This window comes from Pseudomonas sp. DWP2-2 (genome assembly GCF_049897065.1).
Taxonomy (GTDB): domain Bacteria; phylum Pseudomonadota; class Gammaproteobacteria; order Pseudomonadales; family Pseudomonadaceae; genus Aquipseudomonas; species Aquipseudomonas paracarnis.
In genome coordinates this window covers 301054-317156 of the sequence record NZ_JAFCVN010000005.1, presented here as the reverse complement: position 1 = coordinate 317156, position 16103 = coordinate 301054, and the positions used below count along the sequence as shown (strand labels likewise).

15 protein-coding genes are annotated in these 16103 nt (G+C 60.9%); 9 read left to right on the top strand and 6 right to left on the bottom strand.

The annotated features are described in order from the left end of the window. The first annotated feature begins 11 nt into the window (after window positions 1–11). On the top strand, window positions 12–1154 hold the full coding sequence (locus ACP7CZ_RS14185; protein ID WP_202692634.1) for an MFS transporter: 1143 nt from the start codon (window positions 12–14) through the stop codon (window positions 1152–1154). A 126-nt stretch (window positions 1155–1280) separates the two neighbouring features. Here the strand turns inward: ACP7CZ_RS14185 and ACP7CZ_RS14180 are convergent, their stop codons facing one another. Continuing rightward, window positions 1281–2849 carry a phospholipase D family protein gene (locus ACP7CZ_RS14180; RefSeq protein ID WP_294192257.1) on the bottom strand — a complete coding sequence of 523 codons (1569 nt, stop codon included), beginning with the start codon at window positions 2847–2849 and terminating at the stop codon, window positions 1281–1283. A 61-nt stretch (window positions 2850–2910) separates the two neighbouring features. Then, complete coding sequence (locus ACP7CZ_RS14175) at window positions 2911–4335, bottom strand: PLP-dependent aminotransferase family protein (protein WP_054896025.1); 1425 nt, start codon at window positions 4333–4335, stop codon at window positions 2911–2913. 166 nt (window positions 4336–4501) lie between these two features. Between ACP7CZ_RS14175 and ACP7CZ_RS14170 the strand changes: the two genes are divergently transcribed. Then, the gene (locus tag ACP7CZ_RS14170) at window positions 4502–4726 is read left to right on the top strand and encodes a DUF1127 domain-containing protein (protein WP_054896024.1); all 225 of its coding nucleotides are present in this window, start codon (window positions 4502–4504) and stop codon (window positions 4724–4726) included. On the opposite strand, the gene ACP7CZ_RS14165 is transcribed toward ACP7CZ_RS14170, so the two are convergent. Beyond that, the gene (locus ACP7CZ_RS14165; RefSeq protein WP_103452384.1) at window positions 4727–6019 is read right to left on the bottom strand and encodes an NAD(P)/FAD-dependent oxidoreductase; all 1293 of its coding nucleotides are present in this window, start codon (window positions 6017–6019) and stop codon (window positions 4727–4729) included. It abuts the gene before it with no gap. A gap of 115 nt (window positions 6020–6134) precedes the next feature. Here ACP7CZ_RS14165 and ACP7CZ_RS14160 point away from each other — a divergent pair, with 115 nt between their 5' ends. Then, window positions 6135–6488, top strand: coding sequence for a YkgJ family cysteine cluster protein (locus tag ACP7CZ_RS14160; protein WP_060763902.1), 354 nt, complete (start codon window positions 6135–6137; stop codon window positions 6486–6488). A 71-nt stretch (window positions 6489–6559) separates the two neighbouring features. Here the strand turns inward: ACP7CZ_RS14160 and ACP7CZ_RS14155 are convergent, their stop codons facing one another. Next, window positions 6560–7048, bottom strand: coding sequence for an Lrp/AsnC ligand binding domain-containing protein (locus tag ACP7CZ_RS14155; protein ID WP_003176896.1), 489 nt, complete (start codon window positions 7046–7048; stop codon window positions 6560–6562). A 156-nt stretch (window positions 7049–7204) separates the two neighbouring features. Here ACP7CZ_RS14155 and dadA point away from each other — a divergent pair, with 156 nt between their 5' ends. The 6 genes from dadA (at window position 7205) to ACP7CZ_RS14125 (ending at window position 13303) form a co-directional block, all read left to right on the top strand. Then, complete coding sequence (dadA, locus tag ACP7CZ_RS14150; RefSeq protein ID WP_054896021.1) at window positions 7205–8506, top strand: D-amino acid dehydrogenase; 1302 nt, start codon at window positions 7205–7207, stop codon at window positions 8504–8506. Continuing rightward, window positions 8478–8831 (top strand): RidA family protein, encoded by a 354-nt coding sequence (locus ACP7CZ_RS14145; protein WP_003195456.1) that lies wholly within the window; start codon window positions 8478–8480, stop codon window positions 8829–8831. The genes dadA and ACP7CZ_RS14145 overlap by 29 nt, the downstream gene beginning before the upstream one ends. A gap of 79 nt (window positions 8832–8910) precedes the next feature. Continuing rightward, a complete protein-coding gene (alr, locus tag ACP7CZ_RS14140) occupies window positions 8911–9984 on the top strand; it encodes an alanine racemase (protein WP_034129082.1) in 1074 nt (357 codons plus the stop codon). Window positions 9985–10100: 116 nt separating this feature from the next. After that, window positions 10101–10649 carry a cupin domain-containing protein gene (locus ACP7CZ_RS14135; RefSeq protein WP_014720470.1) on the top strand — a complete coding sequence of 183 codons (549 nt, stop codon included), beginning with the start codon at window positions 10101–10103 and terminating at the stop codon, window positions 10647–10649. 182 nt (window positions 10650–10831) lie between these two features. Continuing rightward, a complete protein-coding gene (locus ACP7CZ_RS14130; RefSeq protein ID WP_034129081.1) occupies window positions 10832–11242 on the top strand; it encodes a c-type cytochrome in 411 nt (136 codons plus the stop codon). 138 nt (window positions 11243–11380) lie between these two features. After that, window positions 11381–13303, top strand: coding sequence for an acetyl-CoA hydrolase/transferase C-terminal domain-containing protein (locus ACP7CZ_RS14125; protein ID WP_054896020.1), 1923 nt, complete (start codon window positions 11381–11383; stop codon window positions 13301–13303). A gap of 54 nt (window positions 13304–13357) precedes the next feature. Here ACP7CZ_RS14125 and ACP7CZ_RS14120 read toward each other — a convergent pair whose 3' ends face one another. Then, window positions 13358–13930, bottom strand: coding sequence for a xanthine phosphoribosyltransferase (locus ACP7CZ_RS14120; RefSeq protein WP_003195447.1), 573 nt, complete (start codon window positions 13928–13930; stop codon window positions 13358–13360). 58 nt (window positions 13931–13988) lie between these two features. Next, the gene (gene rep / locus ACP7CZ_RS14115; protein WP_294192316.1) at window positions 13989–15998 is read right to left on the bottom strand and encodes a DNA helicase Rep; all 2010 of its coding nucleotides are present in this window, start codon (window positions 15996–15998) and stop codon (window positions 13989–13991) included. Window positions 15999–16103 lie beyond the last annotated feature (105 nt).

Here is a 16103-nt window from a genome sequence, read left to right as displayed (position 1 = left end):
GGAGCGTGGCAATGCGTTGGGCGACATATTTCGCCGTGCTGGCGTCGGTACTCAGCGTTGGCCTGGCTCTGGGTGTCAGCATGCCGTTGGTATCCCTGCGTCTTGAAGGCTGGGGTTATGGCAGTTTCGCTATTGGCGTGATGGCGGCGATGCCGGCATTCGGCGTGCTACTGGGGGCCAAGGTCTCCAGCCGTATGGCGTCCTGGCTCGGCACTGCCAACCTGATGCGCCTGTGCCTGTGGGCCGGTGCGGTGTCCATCGGCTTGCTGGCGATCCTGCCCAGCTACCCGGTGTGGTTGGTGCTCAGGCTGATGATCGGGGTGATTCTGACCATCGTATTTATCCTGGGTGAAAGCTGGATCAACCAATTGGTGGTCGAGCAGTGGCGTGGCCGGCTGGTGGCGCTCTACGGCTGTAGCTATGCCTTGAGTCAGTTGTCGGGGCCGTTGCTGTTGGGCCTGATTGGCACCGACCATGACTACGGCTTCTGGGTCGGCGCGGGCCTTTTGGTGCTGGCGCCGCTGCTGTTGCTGGGACGTACCGGCGCGCCGACGGCGGATTCGTTCAGCGTGACCTTTGGCGACCTGTGGCGCTTTTGCCTGGGCCTGCCGGCGATTGCCTGGGCCGTGGCGTTGTTTGCTGCGTTTGAAGCGATGATCCTGACGCTGTTGCCGGTGTACTGCCTGCAACAGGGTTTTACTGCCGAGATCGCCTTGGCGATGGTCAGCACGGTGGTGGTGGGCGATGCGTTGCTGCAATTGCCCATTGGCGCGCTGGCCGACTACCTGCCGCGACGTACTCTTTTTCTGGCCTGTGCACTGCTGTTGCTGGCGTCGAGCCTGGCGGTGCCGTTATTGATGCACACGTTGCTGATCTGGCCGGTGTGGGTGCTGTTCGGTGCCAGTGCCGGTGGGTTGTTCACCTTGTCGCTGATTTTGATTGGCGAGCGCTACCGCGACGATGCGTTGGTGCGTGCCAACGCTCACGTGGCGCAGCTGTGGGGCATTGGCTGCCTGATCGGGCCGCTGGTGGCAGGAGCGGGCAGCCAGTGGATCAGCGGGCATGCGCTGCCGCTGCTGATGGCGGCCGGGGCGCTGGGGTTGGTGGTGCTTTTGCTGCGCCAGGGGGCTTTCGGCGCCGCGCAGCCGGCCTGACCTTGAAATGCAATCAATTGTGGGAGCTGGCTTGCCTGCGATAACGGGTTGCCCGTCGCTTATGTGTTACCTGGCACACCGCTATCGCGGGCAAGCCCGGCTCCCACAGGTGATGTGCAGTGTTTTTTAGAGCATGCGTTCCAGGCCAACGCGTGTGGCGAACCAGGCATTGAACCGTCGCCACCAACTGCCCGGTTCGCGGGTCAGGGTGTGCATCTGGCCGTTGTCTTCTGTCACCCACACCACCTGGCCGTCCTGCAGTTTGGCCTCATAGCTCAACGCCGGCGCCATACCTTCCAGCGCTAGGTTGCGCACGTGTTCGGCCAGCTCTGGGCTGTCCACCAGTACGCCAACTTCGGTATTCCACAACACTGAGCGCGGGTCGAAATTGAACGAGCCGATAAACGACTTTTCTCGGTCGAAGATCATCGCCTTGCTGTGCAGGCTGGAGTCCGAGCCGCGCAAGCTGCCATGCCGAAACAGGTGCGGGCCGCTGCTTGCGCTGGGGTCGCCCGGTTGCCGGCGCAGCTCATAGAGCTTTACCCCGTGCTCCAGCAGCGCCTTGCGATACGGCGCATAACCGCCGTGCACGGCCGGTACGTCGGTGGCTTCGAGTGCGTTGGTCAGCAAGCGCACCGAAACACCCGCATCGGCACGCCCTGTGAGGTAGACCAGCCCAGGTTGGCCCGGTACGAAGTAAGCCGAAATCATGATCAGCTCATGGCTGACACCCGCCAGCTCTGGCGCCAGCTGAGTGGTCAGCAGCAGTCGGGGGTCGGGGTCGGCCTTGGCCAGTACCTTGCTCGGTGCGTCCCACAGCGCCTGGTTCCAGGCCCAGATTAACTCGCGGCGCCAGAGGTCCATGCGGGGCTGGGTCTGGTAAGTGCGCAGGCGGTTATACAGTGCGTGGTTCTGCTGACGGGACTGAGTCAGGGAGGCTTCAAGGCGCCCGCGGGCGACGGCGAGGTCGACCTTGGAGGGTTTGTTCGAGACGAAGTCATCGATAGGCTTGCTCAAGGCGCTGTTCCAGTACTGGTCGAAGCTGTGACCCAATTGCTCGGCCACCGGCCCGATGCTGAGCATGTCGATGTCGGTGAAATTCAGGTTCGGTTCGGCGTCGAAATACTCGTCGCCCAGATTGCGCCCGCCAACGATGGCCACGCTGTTATCGGCCAGCCACAGCTTGTTATGCATGCGCCGGTGTTGCAGTGACAGGTTGAATACACGGCCCATGGCGCGCGTGACGCCGGTGCTACGGCCCAGATGCAGCGGGTTGAACAGGCGTATATGCACCTTGGGATGGGCGGCGAGGGTGGCGATGATCTGGTCGAGGCCATCGCTGGTGGTGTCGTCCAGCAAAATCCGCACGCGCACCCCGCGGTCGGCGGCCTTGAGCAGTTCGTCCACAAGCATGCGTGTACTGATGCCGTCGTGCACGATGTAGTACTGCAAGTCGAGGCTGGTCTGGGCGTTGCGGATCAACTCGGCACGTGCCATGAAGGCTTCACTGCTGTTGGGCAGCAAGCGGAAGCCCGAGCGTCCTTGGTAGGGGGCGGCCTGGGCCTGGATCGAGCGACCGAACGAGGAGTCCTTCGCCGGCAGGGCATCGCTGGGGATGCGCGGGGTGTCGACCGTGGCGCAGCCGCCCAGGGCCAGGGCGGCCAGCAGGCAAAACGGTAAAAGCCGTCGAATCATCAAGGAAACTGCTTCCAGGTCAGGGCGGTTGTGGCATATGACGGCATTTGCTCGGGAAAGGTCAGTCCGCCGTCTCTTGCAGCATCTTGCGTGCAGCGGCACCTACCTTGCGCACGGCCTCTTCAATCTGCGTCGTTGGCTTGGCAGCGTAGTTCATGCGCAAGCAGTTACGGTACTTGCCGGAGGCGGAGAAGATGCTGCCTACCGCCACCTGTACACCTTGTTCCACCAGCACGCGGTTGAGCTTCAAGGTGTCGAAGCCCTCCGGCAGCTCAATCCATAGCATGAAGCTGCCTTGGGGCCGGCTGGCGCGCGTGCCAGCGGGGAAATAACGGCTGACCCAATCGAGCATCAAGTCGCGATTACGCTGGTATTGGGTACGCATCCTACGTAAATGAGGCTCGAAATGACCGCCTTTGAGGAATTCGGCAATGGCAATCTGCGGCTGCGTGGCCGTAGAGCCGGTGCTGATGTATTTCATGTGCAGCACCCGCTCCAGATAGCGTCCCGGTGCGACCCAACCAATGCGCAGGCCGGGCGCCAGAGTTTTGGAGAACGAGCTGCACAGCAGCACACGGCCGTCTTCGTCGAAGGATTTGATGGTGCGCGGGCGTGGGTAGCTGTAGGCCAACTCGCCATACACATCGTCTTCGATAATCGCCACGTCAAAGCGCTGGGCCAGGGTCAGCAAGGCGCGTTTGCGCGCTTCCGGCATGATGTAGCCCAAGGGGTTGTTGCAGTTTGGGGTGAGCTGGATGACTTTGATCGGCCACTGTTCCAGCGCCAGCTCCAGGGCCTCCAGGCTGATGCCGGTGAGCGGGTCGGTGGGGATTTCCAGGGCTTTCATGCCCAGGCCCTTGAGGGTCTGCATGGCACCGTGGAAGCTGGGCGAATCCACCGCGACGATATCGCCGGGCTCACAAATGGCGTGAATGCTGGCGGAGAGGGCTTCGTGGCAGCCGGTGGTGATCACGATGTCTTCGGCGCTCAGTTGGCAGCCGGAGTCCAATGACAGCCGGGCGATTTGCTCACGCAGTTCCATACAGCCGAGGATATTGTCGTAATACAGCCCCGGCAGGTCTTGGCGCCGGCTGACACGGGCGAGGCTACGCAGCAACGGCTTCAAGGTAGGCGACAATACATCCGGCATGCCTCGGCCCATCTGTATGACGTCTTTGCGCGGCACCGCACGAATCAGTTCCAGCACCAGGTCCCATTGGGAGATTTCCACTGGTCGTTGGGCCGGGCGGCCTATCTCGGGCAGTGCCGGCAGTTCACGGCCCACCGGAACAAAATAGCCCGACTTGGGCTTGGGCATCGCCAGGCCGTTGTCTTCGAGCAACCGATACGCCTGCTGCACGGTGCTCAGGCTCACCCCATGTTCCACACTCAAGGCCCGCACCGAGGGCAGTCGATCGCCCGGACGATAGAAGCCCTGTTCAATACGGGTGCCGAGCAATTCGGCGAGGTTGACGTAAAGGGTCATGGTGGTCGCTCCCGAGGGACCAGTACAGATAGGGGAAAAATACAGGATTCAGCCACGCAAAGGCAGCATCTGTATGTATTTAATAAGAGTTGGCTGAATCTGTAATGGTTCTGGCCCCCCACGCATGCTGATCACTCAAGGCAACAGGCCAATGAGGGGCAGTCAAATGAGCGGCATGAGCGATGTACGGCTGGCGTTACGCAGTCAGGAACTGGACGTGGCGCAGGAGCAGGTGATCACTGCCTCGGCGCCTGGCCGCTGGAATCTGTTCTGGCGCCGTCGCCATACGCGCAAGGCCCTGCTGGACCTGAGCCGCGAGCAGTTACGCGACATCGGGCTGACCGCCGATCAGGCGCGCCGTGAGGGTTTGAAACCCTTCTGGCGCGATTGATCAGAGCAGTTCTTTGAGGCGGTGCCAGAGCATCCCCAGGGCCAGCAACGGCGAACGCAGGTGTTTGCCGCCGGGGAAGGTGATGTGTGGCACTTGGGCGAACAGATCGAAGCGCCCCTGTTGCTGGCCGCTGATGGCCTCGGCCAGCAGCTTGCCCGCCAGGTGCGTGGCGTTGAGGCCATGGCCGGCATAGGCCTGGGCGTAATACACGTTGGGTTGATCGGCCAGGCGGCCAATCTGCGGCAGGCGGTTGGCGCCGATGCCGATCATGCCGCCCCATTGGTAGTCGATTTTCACGTCTGCCAATTGGGGGAATACCTGCAGCATCTTCGGCCGCATGTAGGCGCCGATGTCCTTGGGGTCTCGACCGGAGTAGTGGCAGGCGCCGCCGAACAACAGGCGACGGTCGGCGGACAGGCGGAAGTAATCCACCGTCACACGCTGGTCACACACGGCCATGTTCTGCGGTAACAGACTGGTGGCTTGCGCCTCGCTCAAGGGCTCGGTGGCAATGATGTAGCTGCCGGCGGGCAACACCTTGCCGCTCAGTTGCGGGTTGAGCCCGTTCAGGTAGGCGTTGCAGGCCAGTACCAGGGTCTTGGCGCGCACAGTGCCTTGGGCGGTGTGCACCTTGACCTCAGGGCCATAGTCGATACGGGTCACTTGGGATTGCTCGTACAGCGCCACGCCCAACTGCTGGGCAACGGCAGCCTCACCCAGTGCCAGGTTCAGCGGGTGCAGATGGCCGGACCCCATATCGATCATGCCGCCTACATAGCGATCAGAGCCGATTACGGTGCCCATCTCGCTGGCTTGCAACAGGCGCACTTCGTGGCGGTAACCCAGGCTGCGCAGCTCTTCGGCATCCTCGGCCAGGCCCTGCAGGTCGCGGGGTTTGTTGGCCAGGTCGCAGTAGCCCCAGGTCAGGTCACAGGGGATCTGGAAGCGCTCCACACGCTCGCGCACGATCTCCACGGCTTCCAGGCCCATCAGCTTCATCTGGCGCACGCCGTCGCTGCCGATCACCTGGGTGAACTGATCCAGCCCGTGGCCGACACCGCGAATCAACTGGCCGCCATTGCGCCCGCTGGCGCCCCAACCGATTTTGCGCGCCTCCAGCAACACCACGCGAAAGCCGCGCTCGGCCAATTCCAGGGCGGTGTTGAGCCCAGAGAAACCCCCGCCGATCACACAGACATCGGCGTTCACCTCACCGGTCAGCGTCGGGTAATCCGGTTGCGGGACGCTGCTGGCGGCGTAGTAGGAAGCGGTGTGCCGGGCGCTGGCGGTCATGGGGAACCTCCCTGTCTGGAAAATTTGACGCAGGATACAGTGGTCGCACGACGCTGTCTGCGCGGGGCTTTTTGCGTCAGAATCCACGTCTATTCGCCGTTCGGTATGGGTTTCGATGAGTTGCAACAGTCAGAAAATCAGCGCGCTGCGTCGCCAGATTCCTTCGTTCGAGTGCGTCCCCGGTTGCCACGACTGCTGTGGGCCGGTGACCACCTCGCCCGAGGAAATGTCGCGCCTGCCGCGCAAGACCGCTGCCGAGCAAGAGGCGGCGATGGACGAGCTGAACTGCGTGCACCTTGGGCCCAAGGGTTGCACGGTGTATGACGAGCGGCCGCTGATCTGTCGCCTGTTCGGCACTACCAAGACCTTGCCGTGCCCTAATGGCCGCCGGCCAGTGGAGCTGATTCATCCGCAGGTGGAGAAGCAGATTCATGAGTACATGGCGAGTACCCGGCAGGTGTTGGTCTAGCGGATGTACTCGGTTAAAACCAAGGGAGCAGGCAAGCCAGCTCCCACATTTGGCCGTGTTGTGTCAGTGGGTCAGTCAGGGATCGGCAGGTTCAGGCTCTCTTTCACCTCTTCCATCACGATATAGCTCTTGGATTCCCGCACATGGGGGAGTTTGAGCAGGATATCGCCCAGCAATTTGCGGTACGAAGCCATCTCCGAGATCCGCGCTTTCACTAGGTAGTCGAAATCACCCGACACCAGATGGCACTCCAGCACGTGAGGCAGTTTCAGCACGGCTCGGCGAAATTCTTCAAAGGTGTCACCCGACTTGTAATCCAGGCTGATCTCGACAAATACCAGCAAACTTCCCTTCAAATGCTGGGGGTTGAGCCGTGCGTTGTAGCCCATGATGATCCCTTCGCGCTCCAGGCGCCGCACGCGCTCGGTGCAGGGCGTGGTGGACAGCCCGACCTTTTCCCCCAGCTCCGTGAACGAGATGCGCCCGTCGGTTTGCAGGATGCGCAGGATATTGCGGTCGATCTTGTCCAGCTCCCGCTTGGTCTGGGTGTTGGTACGCATAGGGGATACGCCTCTGTCAAAAGGGTTTTTGCCAAGAATTGTCGCCAAATATAGGCATTTATATAGTGAAATGCACTGCCGATTGTTTTTTACACTGCGCCCATCATTGCTCGAATAACACACGTCAGCGGCTGAGCCCGCGATGAGGATATAAAAATGCGCGTTCTGGTCTTGGGTAGCGGCGTCATTGGGGTGACCAGTGCCTACTATTTGGCGCGGGCCGGCTTCGACGTTGTGGTGGTTGATCGTCAGCCTGCCGCTGCCATGGAAACCAGTTTCGCTAATGCCGGTCAGGTGTCCCCTGGCTACGCGTCGCCATGGGCCGCGCCGGGTGTGCCGCTCAAGGCCATCAAATGGCTGCTTCAGCGCCACGCGCCGCTGGCGATCAAGGCCACCGCCGATATCGACCAATACCTGTGGATGGCGCAGATGCTGCGCAACTGCACGGCTAGCCGCTACGCGGTGAACAAGGAACGCATGGTGCGCCTGTCCGAGTACAGCCGCGACTGCCTTGACGAATTGCGCGCCGAGACCGGCATTGCCTACGAAGGGCGCAGCCTCGGGACTACCCAACTGTTCCGCACCCAGGCCCAGCTCGATGGCGCCGCCAAGGACATCGCCGTGCTGAAAGAGTCCGGCGTGCCATTCGAATTGCTCGACCGAGCCGGCATTGCCCGGGTTGAACCGGCCCTGGCCAGCGTCACCGATATCCTCGCGGGTGCCTTGCGCCTGCCCAACGACCAGACGGGCGATTGCCAGATGTTCACCACGCGCCTGGTCGAAATGTGCAAACAATTGGGCGTGGAATTCCGCTTCGAACAAGACATCCAGCGCCTGGACTACGCAGGCGACCGCATCAACGGTGTGCTGATCGACGGCAAGCTGGAAACTGCCGACCGCTATGTACTGGCTCTCGGCAGTTACTCGCCCAAGTTGCTCAAGCCATTGGGGATCAAGGCGCCGGTGTACCCGCTCAAGGGTTATTCGCTGACTGTGCCGATCACTAACCCGGCAATGGCGCCGACCTCGACCATTCTTGATGAAACCTACAAAGTCGCGATCACCCGTTTCGACAACCGTATTCGCGTCGGTGGCATGGCTGAAATAGCCGGTTTTGACCTGTCGCTGAACCCGCGGCGACGTGAAACCCTGGAGATGATCGTCAACGACCTTTATCCTCAGGGCGGCGATCTGGCCCAGGCCAGTTTCTGGACCGGCCTGCGCCCGACCACCCCGGACGGTACACCGATTGTGGGTGCCACGCCGTTCAAGAACCTGTTCCTGAATACAGGCCACGGTACCCTCGGTTGGACCATGGCCTGTGGTTCGGGTCGCTTGCTGGCCGACCTGATGGCGAAGAAAACGCCGCAGATCAGCGCCGCAGGCCTCGATATTTCCCGTTATGGCAACCACCAGGAGTCCGCACAACATGTCAATCCAGCGCCAGCTCACCAATGAGCGCATGAGCCAGATCGTTGTCCACAGCGGTACCGTGTACCTGGCAGGGCAAGTTGGCGACGACATGAGCGCCGGGATTGAGCAGCAGACCCGTGAAACCCTGGTCAATATCGAGCGCTTGCTGGACCTTGCCGGTACCGACAAATCCAGGTTGCTGTCGGTAACGATCTACCTGAAGGACATCGACGCCGACTTCGCTTTGATGAACGCGGTATGGGACAAATGGCTGCCCAAAGGCGTCGCCCCGGCCCGCGCCACTGTGCAAGCCAAGCTGTGCGAACCCGAGATTCTGGTAGAGCTGTCTGTCGTGGCTGCGCTGCCTTAACAATGATCCCTCTCCCGGTGCCGGCGTTGTTGGTCGGCACCGGTTTTTTATTGACTTTGCTGCCTAGAAGCCTGCCGCCATGCGTCCAGCCCGTGCCCTGATTGATCTCCAAGCCCTGCGCCATAACTACCAATTGGCCCGAGAAGTCACCGGGGCCAAGGCCCTCGCCGTGATCAAGGCCGATGCCTACGGCCATGGCGCGGTGCCCGTGGCCCAGGCACTGGAGGCGCAAGCCGACGGGTTCGCGGTGGCGTGCATCGAGGAAGCGCTGGAACTGCGCGCCGCCGGCATTCGTGCGCCGGTGTTGCTGCTGGAAGGTTTTTTCGAAGCCGACGAGTTGCCGCTGATCATCGAGCAGGATTTGTGGTGCGTGGTGCATTCGCTTTGGCAGTTGGACGCCATCGAGCAAGCTCGTTTGAGCAAGCCGCTGACAGTGTGGCTGAAGCTGGACTCGGGCATGCACCGTGTGGGCCTGCACCCCAAGGATTACCAGGAGGCGTATCAGCGCCTGCTGGCGAGTGGCAAAGTGGCGAAAATCGTGCTGATGAGCCATTTTGCCCGCGCCGATGAGCTCGATTGCGTCAGCAGCAACGAACAAGTAACGGTGTTTGAGGCGGCGCGCCAGGGGCTGGCGGCTGAGGTCAGCCTGCGCAACTCACCGTCTGTATTGGGCTGGCCAAGCGTGTCCAGCGACTGGGTGCGCCCCGGTATCATGCTTTACGGCGCAACGCCCTTTGGCGAAGACCAGGCCCTCGCCGCGCGCTTGCAGCCTGTGATGACCCTGGAGTCCAAAGTCATCTGCGTGCGCGAGTTGCCGGCCGGTGAGCCGGTGGGCTACGGCGCCAGGTTCGTCACGCCCAAGCCGATGCGCATCGGCGTGGTTGCCATGGGTTATGCCGACGGTTACCCACGTCATGCGCCGACCGGTACCCCGGTGCTGGTCGCTGGCCAGCGCAGCCGGCTGCTGGGGCGCGTGTCCATGGACATGCTGTGTGTCGACCTCACCGACTTGCCCCAGGCGGGCCTTGGTTCCACCGTAGAGTTGTGGGGCAAGCACATCCTCGCCAGTGATGTTGCCGTGGCCGCCGAGACCATCCCCTATCAGATTTTCTGCAATCTGCGCCGAGTGCCAAGGCTCTATAGCGGCGCTTAGCCGCCGGCAACGAACCGAGCACACCGGGATTTAGGCCCAAGTGTTGTAAATACTGAACGCTGTCGCCATGATAACGCTCAATTACAACAAAGCCTGAATCCTAGGAGGCTCCTGCATTGGACGTCGGCGAACGACTGCAATCCATCCGTAAACTCAAAGGTCTTTCCCAGCGTGAGCTCGCCAAGCGTGCGGGCGTCACCAACAGCACCATTTCGATGATCGAGAAAAACAGCGTCAGCCCCTCGATCAGCTCCCTGCGCAAGGTGTTGGGCGGTATCCCCATGTCCATGGTCGAGTTCTTCTCCGAAGAAGTGCTCCAGGAAATACCGACGCAGATCGTCTATAAAGCCAATGAGCTGATCGACATCTCTGACGGTGCCGTCACCATGAAACTGGTGGGCCGGGCGCGCCCAAGCCGGGCCATCGCATTTCTCAATGAAATCTACCCTCCGGGTGCCGACACGGGCGAAGAAATGCTCACCCATGAAGGCGAAGAAACCGGAATTCTGGTGGAAGGGCGCCTGGAATTGGTGGTCGGTCTTGAAACTTTTGTGCTCGAAGCGGGCGATAGCTACTACTTTGAAAGCACCAGGCCTCATCGTTTTCGCAATCCGTTCGACGTGCCGGCGCGACTAATCAGCGCAGCCACACCCGCGAACTTTTAAGAATAGAGGCGCCCTGCCAGCGTTGCAGAGGTTCCCGCAGCTGTACACCGTGAGGCCGAATCTCCCTTTATTTAATAGGGTTGTTTCGGCCAGGCGGGCTAACCGTTATACTTTCGCCGCCTGCGAAACCGTGGCCGCAGGCGTGAATAGCCACCATTGAGGGTGAACGCGTGAACCTAATTATGAAAATGCTGGCTGCACCAGCAACCGTACTGGCCCTATGGGCTGTCAGCGCTCAAGCTGCGACCAATGATGACATTGCCAAGCGCCTGGAGCCTGTGGGCCAGGTTTGCGTCCAGGGCCAGGAATGCAAGGGCATGGAAGTTGCCGTGGCAGCCGGCGGCGGCGGCGCGAAAACCCCCGATGAGATCATCGCCAAGCACTGTAATGCGTGCCACGGCAGCGGCCTTTTGGGTGCGCCAAAAATTGGCGACACCGCCGCATGGAAAGAACGCGCCGACCATCAAGGTGGCCTCGATGGCATCCTGGCCAAGGCCATCACCGGTATCAACGCCATGCCGCCCAAAGGCACCTGCGCTGATTGTTCGGATGACGACCTCAAGGGTGCGATCAAGAAGATGTCCGGGCTGTAATCGGCCGATCTTCGTCAAAAATGCCGCTTACCAGCGGCTTTTTTGTGCCCGCGATTTGGTATTCAGGCTGTTCATTGCAGCAAAGACCCGGCAAGCTCGGTCCAACCCCTAATTCATGGAATGTTCGGGAGCAGTCGGATGGTGCAGTTGTGTTCAATCGAGCAAGCAGTTGACGACGTACTGGAGCGCCTGCCGGCGCATATCCACATGGGCATGCCGCTGGGGCTGGGCAAGCCCAATCTGTTCGTCAACGCGCTGTACCGGCGCATCGCAAAATTGCCCGAACGGGCGCTGACGCTCTATACGGCCTTGAGCCTGGGCCGTCCTACGCAGGGTGACGGTCTTCAAAAGCGCTTTATCGAACCTTTCATCGAACGAGTGTTTGGCGACTACCCCGAGTTGGATTTCCTCGCGGACCTGCACAAGGGCAGCCTGCCGAGGAATATCCGTGTGCAGCAATTCTTCATGCAGCCCGGCAGCTTGCTCCACAGCGCCGCGGCGCAACAGGATTACGTCAGCAGCAACTACAGCCATGCGGCCCGCGACATCAATGCCGCCGGCCTGAACCTGGTGGCGCAATTGGTTGCCAGTAGCAGCGAGCATCCCGACCGCCTGAGCCTGAGCTGCAACCCGGATATCACCCTCGACCTGATGCCCATGATCGCCAAGCGCCGCGCGGCTGGGGAGACCATCCTGGTCGTCGGCCAGGTCCATAGCGATTTGCCCTACATGCCTGGCGATGCCGAGTTGGGCATGGATGAGTTCGACTACCTGCTGGATGAAAAAGACAGCACCACGCTGTTCTCCACTCCGAACATGCCGGTGGGCTTTCAGGATCATTTTATCGGCCTGCATGCCAGCACCCTGGTGCGTGATGGCGGTACGTTGCAGATTGGCATCGGCTCCATGGGCGATGCACTGACGGCTGCCTTGCTGGCGCGCCAGGCCGACAACGAAGCCTATCGCCTGTTGCTCACCGACTTGGATGTGTACCAGTGGGCGCCGTTGATCAGCCGCGAAGGCGGCGTCGAGCCGTTTGCCCGTGGCCTTTACGGTTGCAGCGAGATGTTCGTCAACGGCCTGCTGGTATTGGCGGATGCCGGGATCGTGCGGCGCAAGGTCTACCCGGATGTGGCGACCCAGATGCAGGCCAACGCGGGCACCCTGGACGACGCGGCGCAACCCGATGGCGTGTCGATCCATGGCGGTTTCTTCCTGGGGCCTCGCAGTTTTTACCAGCGCTTGCAGGAAATGACCCATGCCAAGCGCCAGGCATTCAACATGACCCGCATCAGCTACATCAACGAGCTGTACGGCCAGGAAGAACTCAAGCGCTTGCAGCGCCTGGATGCGCGGTTTATCAACAGCGCCATCATGGTCACCTTGCTCGGCGCGGGCGTGGCCGATCAGTTGGAAGACGGTCGCGTGCTCAGTGGCGTGGGTGGGCAATACAATTTCGTGGCCCAGGGGCATGCGCTGGAAGGTGCACGCTCAATCCTGATTTTGCGCAGCTGGCGCGAGTCGGCGGGTGAGGTCAGTTCCAATATCGTCTGGGAGTACGGCCACTGCACCATTCCCCGGCACCTGCGGGATATCGTCATTACCGAATACGGTATTGCCGACTTGCGCGGTCAGACGGATGCCAAGGTGATCGAAGCGTTGCTGAACATCACTGACTCAAGGTTCCAGCACGACTTGATTGAGCAGGCGCAAAAGGCCGGCAAACTGCCCAAGGATTTCCAGTTGGATCCGCGTTTTGCCGACAACACGCCGCAGCGGCTCCAGGCGATTCAGGCCAGGCACCGTCGCTTGTTTCCCGAATACCCCCTGGGCAGTGACTTCACGGATGAGGAGCGGGACTTGTTGCGGGCGCTGAACTGGCTCAAGAGCAAATTCAAGCTCACGGAAATTCTGGAGTTGGGCAAGGCGGCACTCGACGCGCCGGAGCCGGAGGCGTTTCCCGAGCATTTGCAGCGGATGCGCTTGGATAAGCCGGAGGGCATCAAGGAAGACCTGTATCAACGCTTGCTGCTGGCCGGACTGCAGGCCACCGCCCACTGACAGCGCAACGCAAAACCTAATGTGGGAGCAGGCAAGCCAGCTCCCACACAGTGATTACTCGATAAAGGTCACGACACCACCGGCCAGCGACTTCACCCGCGCCAGCGACTCAACCCGATAACCCTGTGCATCCAGTTCTGCACGCCCACCCTGGAACGACTTCTCGATCACAATGCCCAAGCCGGCTACGGTCGCGCCGGCCTGCTTGATGATCGAGATCAGCGCCTGGGACGCCTTGCCGTTGGCCAAAAAGTCATCGATCACCAGCACGCGGTCGCTGCTGGTCAGGTGGCGCGGGGAGATCGCCACGGTGCTTTCGGTTTTCTTGGTGAAGGAATACACCGTGGCCGACAGCAGGTTTTCCGTGAGCGTCAAGGATTGTTGCTTACGGGCGAAGATCACCGGCACACCCAGGTTCAGCCCGGTCATGATCGCCGGGGCAATGCCCGACGCTTCGATGGTGACGATCTTGGTGATGCCCGAATCCTTGAACAGTGCGGCGAACTCGTCGCCGATCAGTTTCATCAGTGCCGGGTCGATCTGGTGGTTCAGAAAGGCGTCAACCTTGAGGACCTGATCGGAAAGCACGATGCCTTCTTCGCGAATTTTCTTGTGCAGTGCTTCCACGGAAAGCTTCCTCTAATGGCGCGTTGTGCGCCGAAAGTAGATTAAAAAGTAGTCGATTCTAGCGCTTTAACATCGCGCGTATATCCGCCAAGGCGGTGTTGCCGCGAACGGCCTTCACCTCGGTGGGAGTGTCGTCATTGCCTTCCCAGGCCAGGTCGTCCGGCGGCAGTTCATCCAGGAACCGGCTGGGGGCACAATCGATGATTTCACCGTATTGCTTGCGCTTGGCTGCAAAGGTGAAGGCCAGGGTCTGACGTGCGCGGGTAATGCCCACGTAGGCCAGGCGGCGTTCTTCCTCGATGGTGTCGGCTTCGATGCTGGAGCGGTGCGGGAGGATTTCCTCTTCCATGCCCATGATGAACACGTAGGGAAATTCCAGGCCCTTGGACGCATGCAAGGTCATCATCTGCACGCCTTCGGCACCGTCTTCCTCTTCTTGCTGGCGCTCGAGCATGTCGCGCAACACCAGCTTGCCGATGGCGTCCTCGACGGTCATCTCGCCGTCTTCGTCTTTTTCCAGGGTGTTCTTCAGCGCCTCGATCAGGAACCAGACGTTGCCCATGCGGTAATCGGCGGCCTTGTCGCTAGAGCTGTTGGTGCGCAGCCAGTTTTCATAGTCGATGTCCATGACCATGCTGCGCAGGGCGCTGATCGGGTCTTCGCCGGCGCACTGCTCGCGGACCTTGTCCATGAAGCGCTTGAAGCGTGACAGGCGATCAGTGAAGCGCGTGTCCAGGTGTTCGCCCAGGCCGATTTCGTCGGTGGCGGCGTACATCGAGATCTTGCGTTCGGTGGCGTAGTTGCCGAGCTTTTCCAGGGTGGTGGAGCCGATTTCCCGGCGCGGCACGTTGATCACGCGCAGGAAGGCGTTGTCGTCGTCCGGGTTCACGATCAGCCGGAAGTAGGCCATCAGGTCTTTGACTTCCTGGCGTCCGAAAAAGCTGTTGCCGCCCGACAGGCGATACGGCACCTGGTGATGCTGCAGCTTCAGCTCAATCAGTTTGGCCTGGTAGTTGCCGCGATACAGGATCGCAAAGTCGCTGTAGGGCCGGTCGGTGCGCAAGTGCAGGCTGAGGATTTCCACGGCGACGCGCTCGGCTTCGGCGTCTTCGTTGCGGCAGCGGATCACACGGATCTCGTCGCCATGGCCCATCTCGCTCCACAGTTGTTTTTCGAACTCGTGGGGGTTGTTGGAGATCAGCACGTTGGCGCAACGCAGGATGCGGCTGGTGGAGCGGTAGTTCTGCTCCAGCATCACCACTTTCAAGGAGGGGTAGTCTTCCTTGAGCAGCATCAGGTTTTCCGGGCGGGCGCCGCGCCAGGCGTAGATCGACTGGTCGTCGTCGCCCACCACGGTGAACTGGTTGCGCGTGCCGATCAGTAATTTCACCAGCAGGTATTGGCTGGCGTTGGTGTCCTGGTATTCGTCCACCAGCAGGTAACGCACCTTGTTCTGCCACTTCTCCAGGATGTCCTTGTGCTCCTGGAAAAGCTTGACTGGCAGCAGGATCAGGTCGTCGAAGTCCACAGCGTTGAACGCCTTGAGCGTACGCTGATAGTGGGTGTAGACGATGGCAGCGGTCTGCTCCTTGGGGTTGCGTGCAGCTTCCAGGGCTTCGGCGGGCAGGATCAGGTCGTTTTTCCACGAGCCGATCATGTTCTTGATTTCGTCGACGCCGTCGTCGCCCGCGTATTCCTTCTGCATGATGTCGGTCATCAGGGCCTTGACGTCGGTCTCGTCGAAGATCGAGAAGCCGGGCTTGTAGCCCAGTCGCACATGCTCATTGCGGATGATGTTCAGGCCCAGGTTGTGGAAGGTGCACACGGTGAGGCCGCGGCCTTCGCCGCCTTTGAGCAGGGTGCCGACCCGCTCTTTCATTTCCCGTGCCGCCTTGTTGGTGAAGGTCATGGCGACGATGTACTGGGCGCGGATGCCGCAGTTCTGGATCAAGTGCGCGATCTTGCGCGTGATCACGCTGGTCTTGCCGGAGCCTGCACCGGCGAGCACCAATAGAGGGCCGCCGACGTAGTTCACGGCTTCTTGCTGCCGGGGATTGAGTCGGGACATACGGAATTTCAGGGGTCGTTGTTCAAAAGGGCGGGCATTTTAACAGGCTGGAAAGATTCTGCTGCCATAGAACGACGGTGTGACGTACCACTCGATCTAAATTTG

Excerpts from the sequence above, each read along its gene's own strand:
- ACP7CZ_RS14185 (WP_202692634.1), top strand. The coding sequence starts at position 12 with ATGCGTTGGGCGACATATTTCGCCGTGCTGGCGTCGGTACTCAGCGTT.
- ACP7CZ_RS14180 (WP_294192257.1), bottom strand. The coding sequence starts at position 2,849 with ATGATTCGACGGCTTTTACCGTTTTGCCTGCTGGCCGCCCTGGCCCTG.
- ACP7CZ_RS14175 (WP_054896025.1), bottom strand. The coding sequence starts at position 4,335 with ATGACCCTTTACGTCAACCTCGCCGAATTGCTCGGCACCCGTATTGAA.
- ACP7CZ_RS14170 (WP_054896024.1), top strand. The coding sequence starts at position 4,502 with ATGAGCGGCATGAGCGATGTACGGCTGGCGTTACGCAGTCAGGAACTG.
- ACP7CZ_RS14165 (WP_103452384.1), bottom strand. The coding sequence starts at position 6,019 with ATGACCGCCAGCGCCCGGCACACCGCTTCCTACTACGCCGCCAGCAGC.
- ACP7CZ_RS14160 (WP_060763902.1), top strand. The coding sequence starts at position 6,135 with ATGAGTTGCAACAGTCAGAAAATCAGCGCGCTGCGTCGCCAGATTCCT.
- ACP7CZ_RS14155 (WP_003176896.1), bottom strand. The coding sequence starts at position 7,048 with ATGCGTACCAACACCCAGACCAAGCGGGAGCTGGACAAGATCGACCGC.
- dadA (WP_054896021.1), top strand. The coding sequence starts at position 7,205 with ATGCGCGTTCTGGTCTTGGGTAGCGGCGTCATTGGGGTGACCAGTGCC.
- ACP7CZ_RS14145 (WP_003195456.1), top strand. The coding sequence starts at position 8,478 with ATGTCAATCCAGCGCCAGCTCACCAATGAGCGCATGAGCCAGATCGTT.
- alr (WP_034129082.1), top strand. The coding sequence starts at position 8,911 with ATGCGTCCAGCCCGTGCCCTGATTGATCTCCAAGCCCTGCGCCATAAC.
- ACP7CZ_RS14130 (WP_034129081.1), top strand. The coding sequence starts at position 10,832 with ATGAAAATGCTGGCTGCACCAGCAACCGTACTGGCCCTATGGGCTGTC.
- ACP7CZ_RS14125 (WP_054896020.1), top strand. The coding sequence starts at position 11,381 with ATGGTGCAGTTGTGTTCAATCGAGCAAGCAGTTGACGACGTACTGGAG.
- rep (WP_294192316.1), bottom strand. The coding sequence starts at position 15,998 with ATGTCCCGACTCAATCCCCGGCAGCAAGAAGCCGTGAACTACGTCGGC.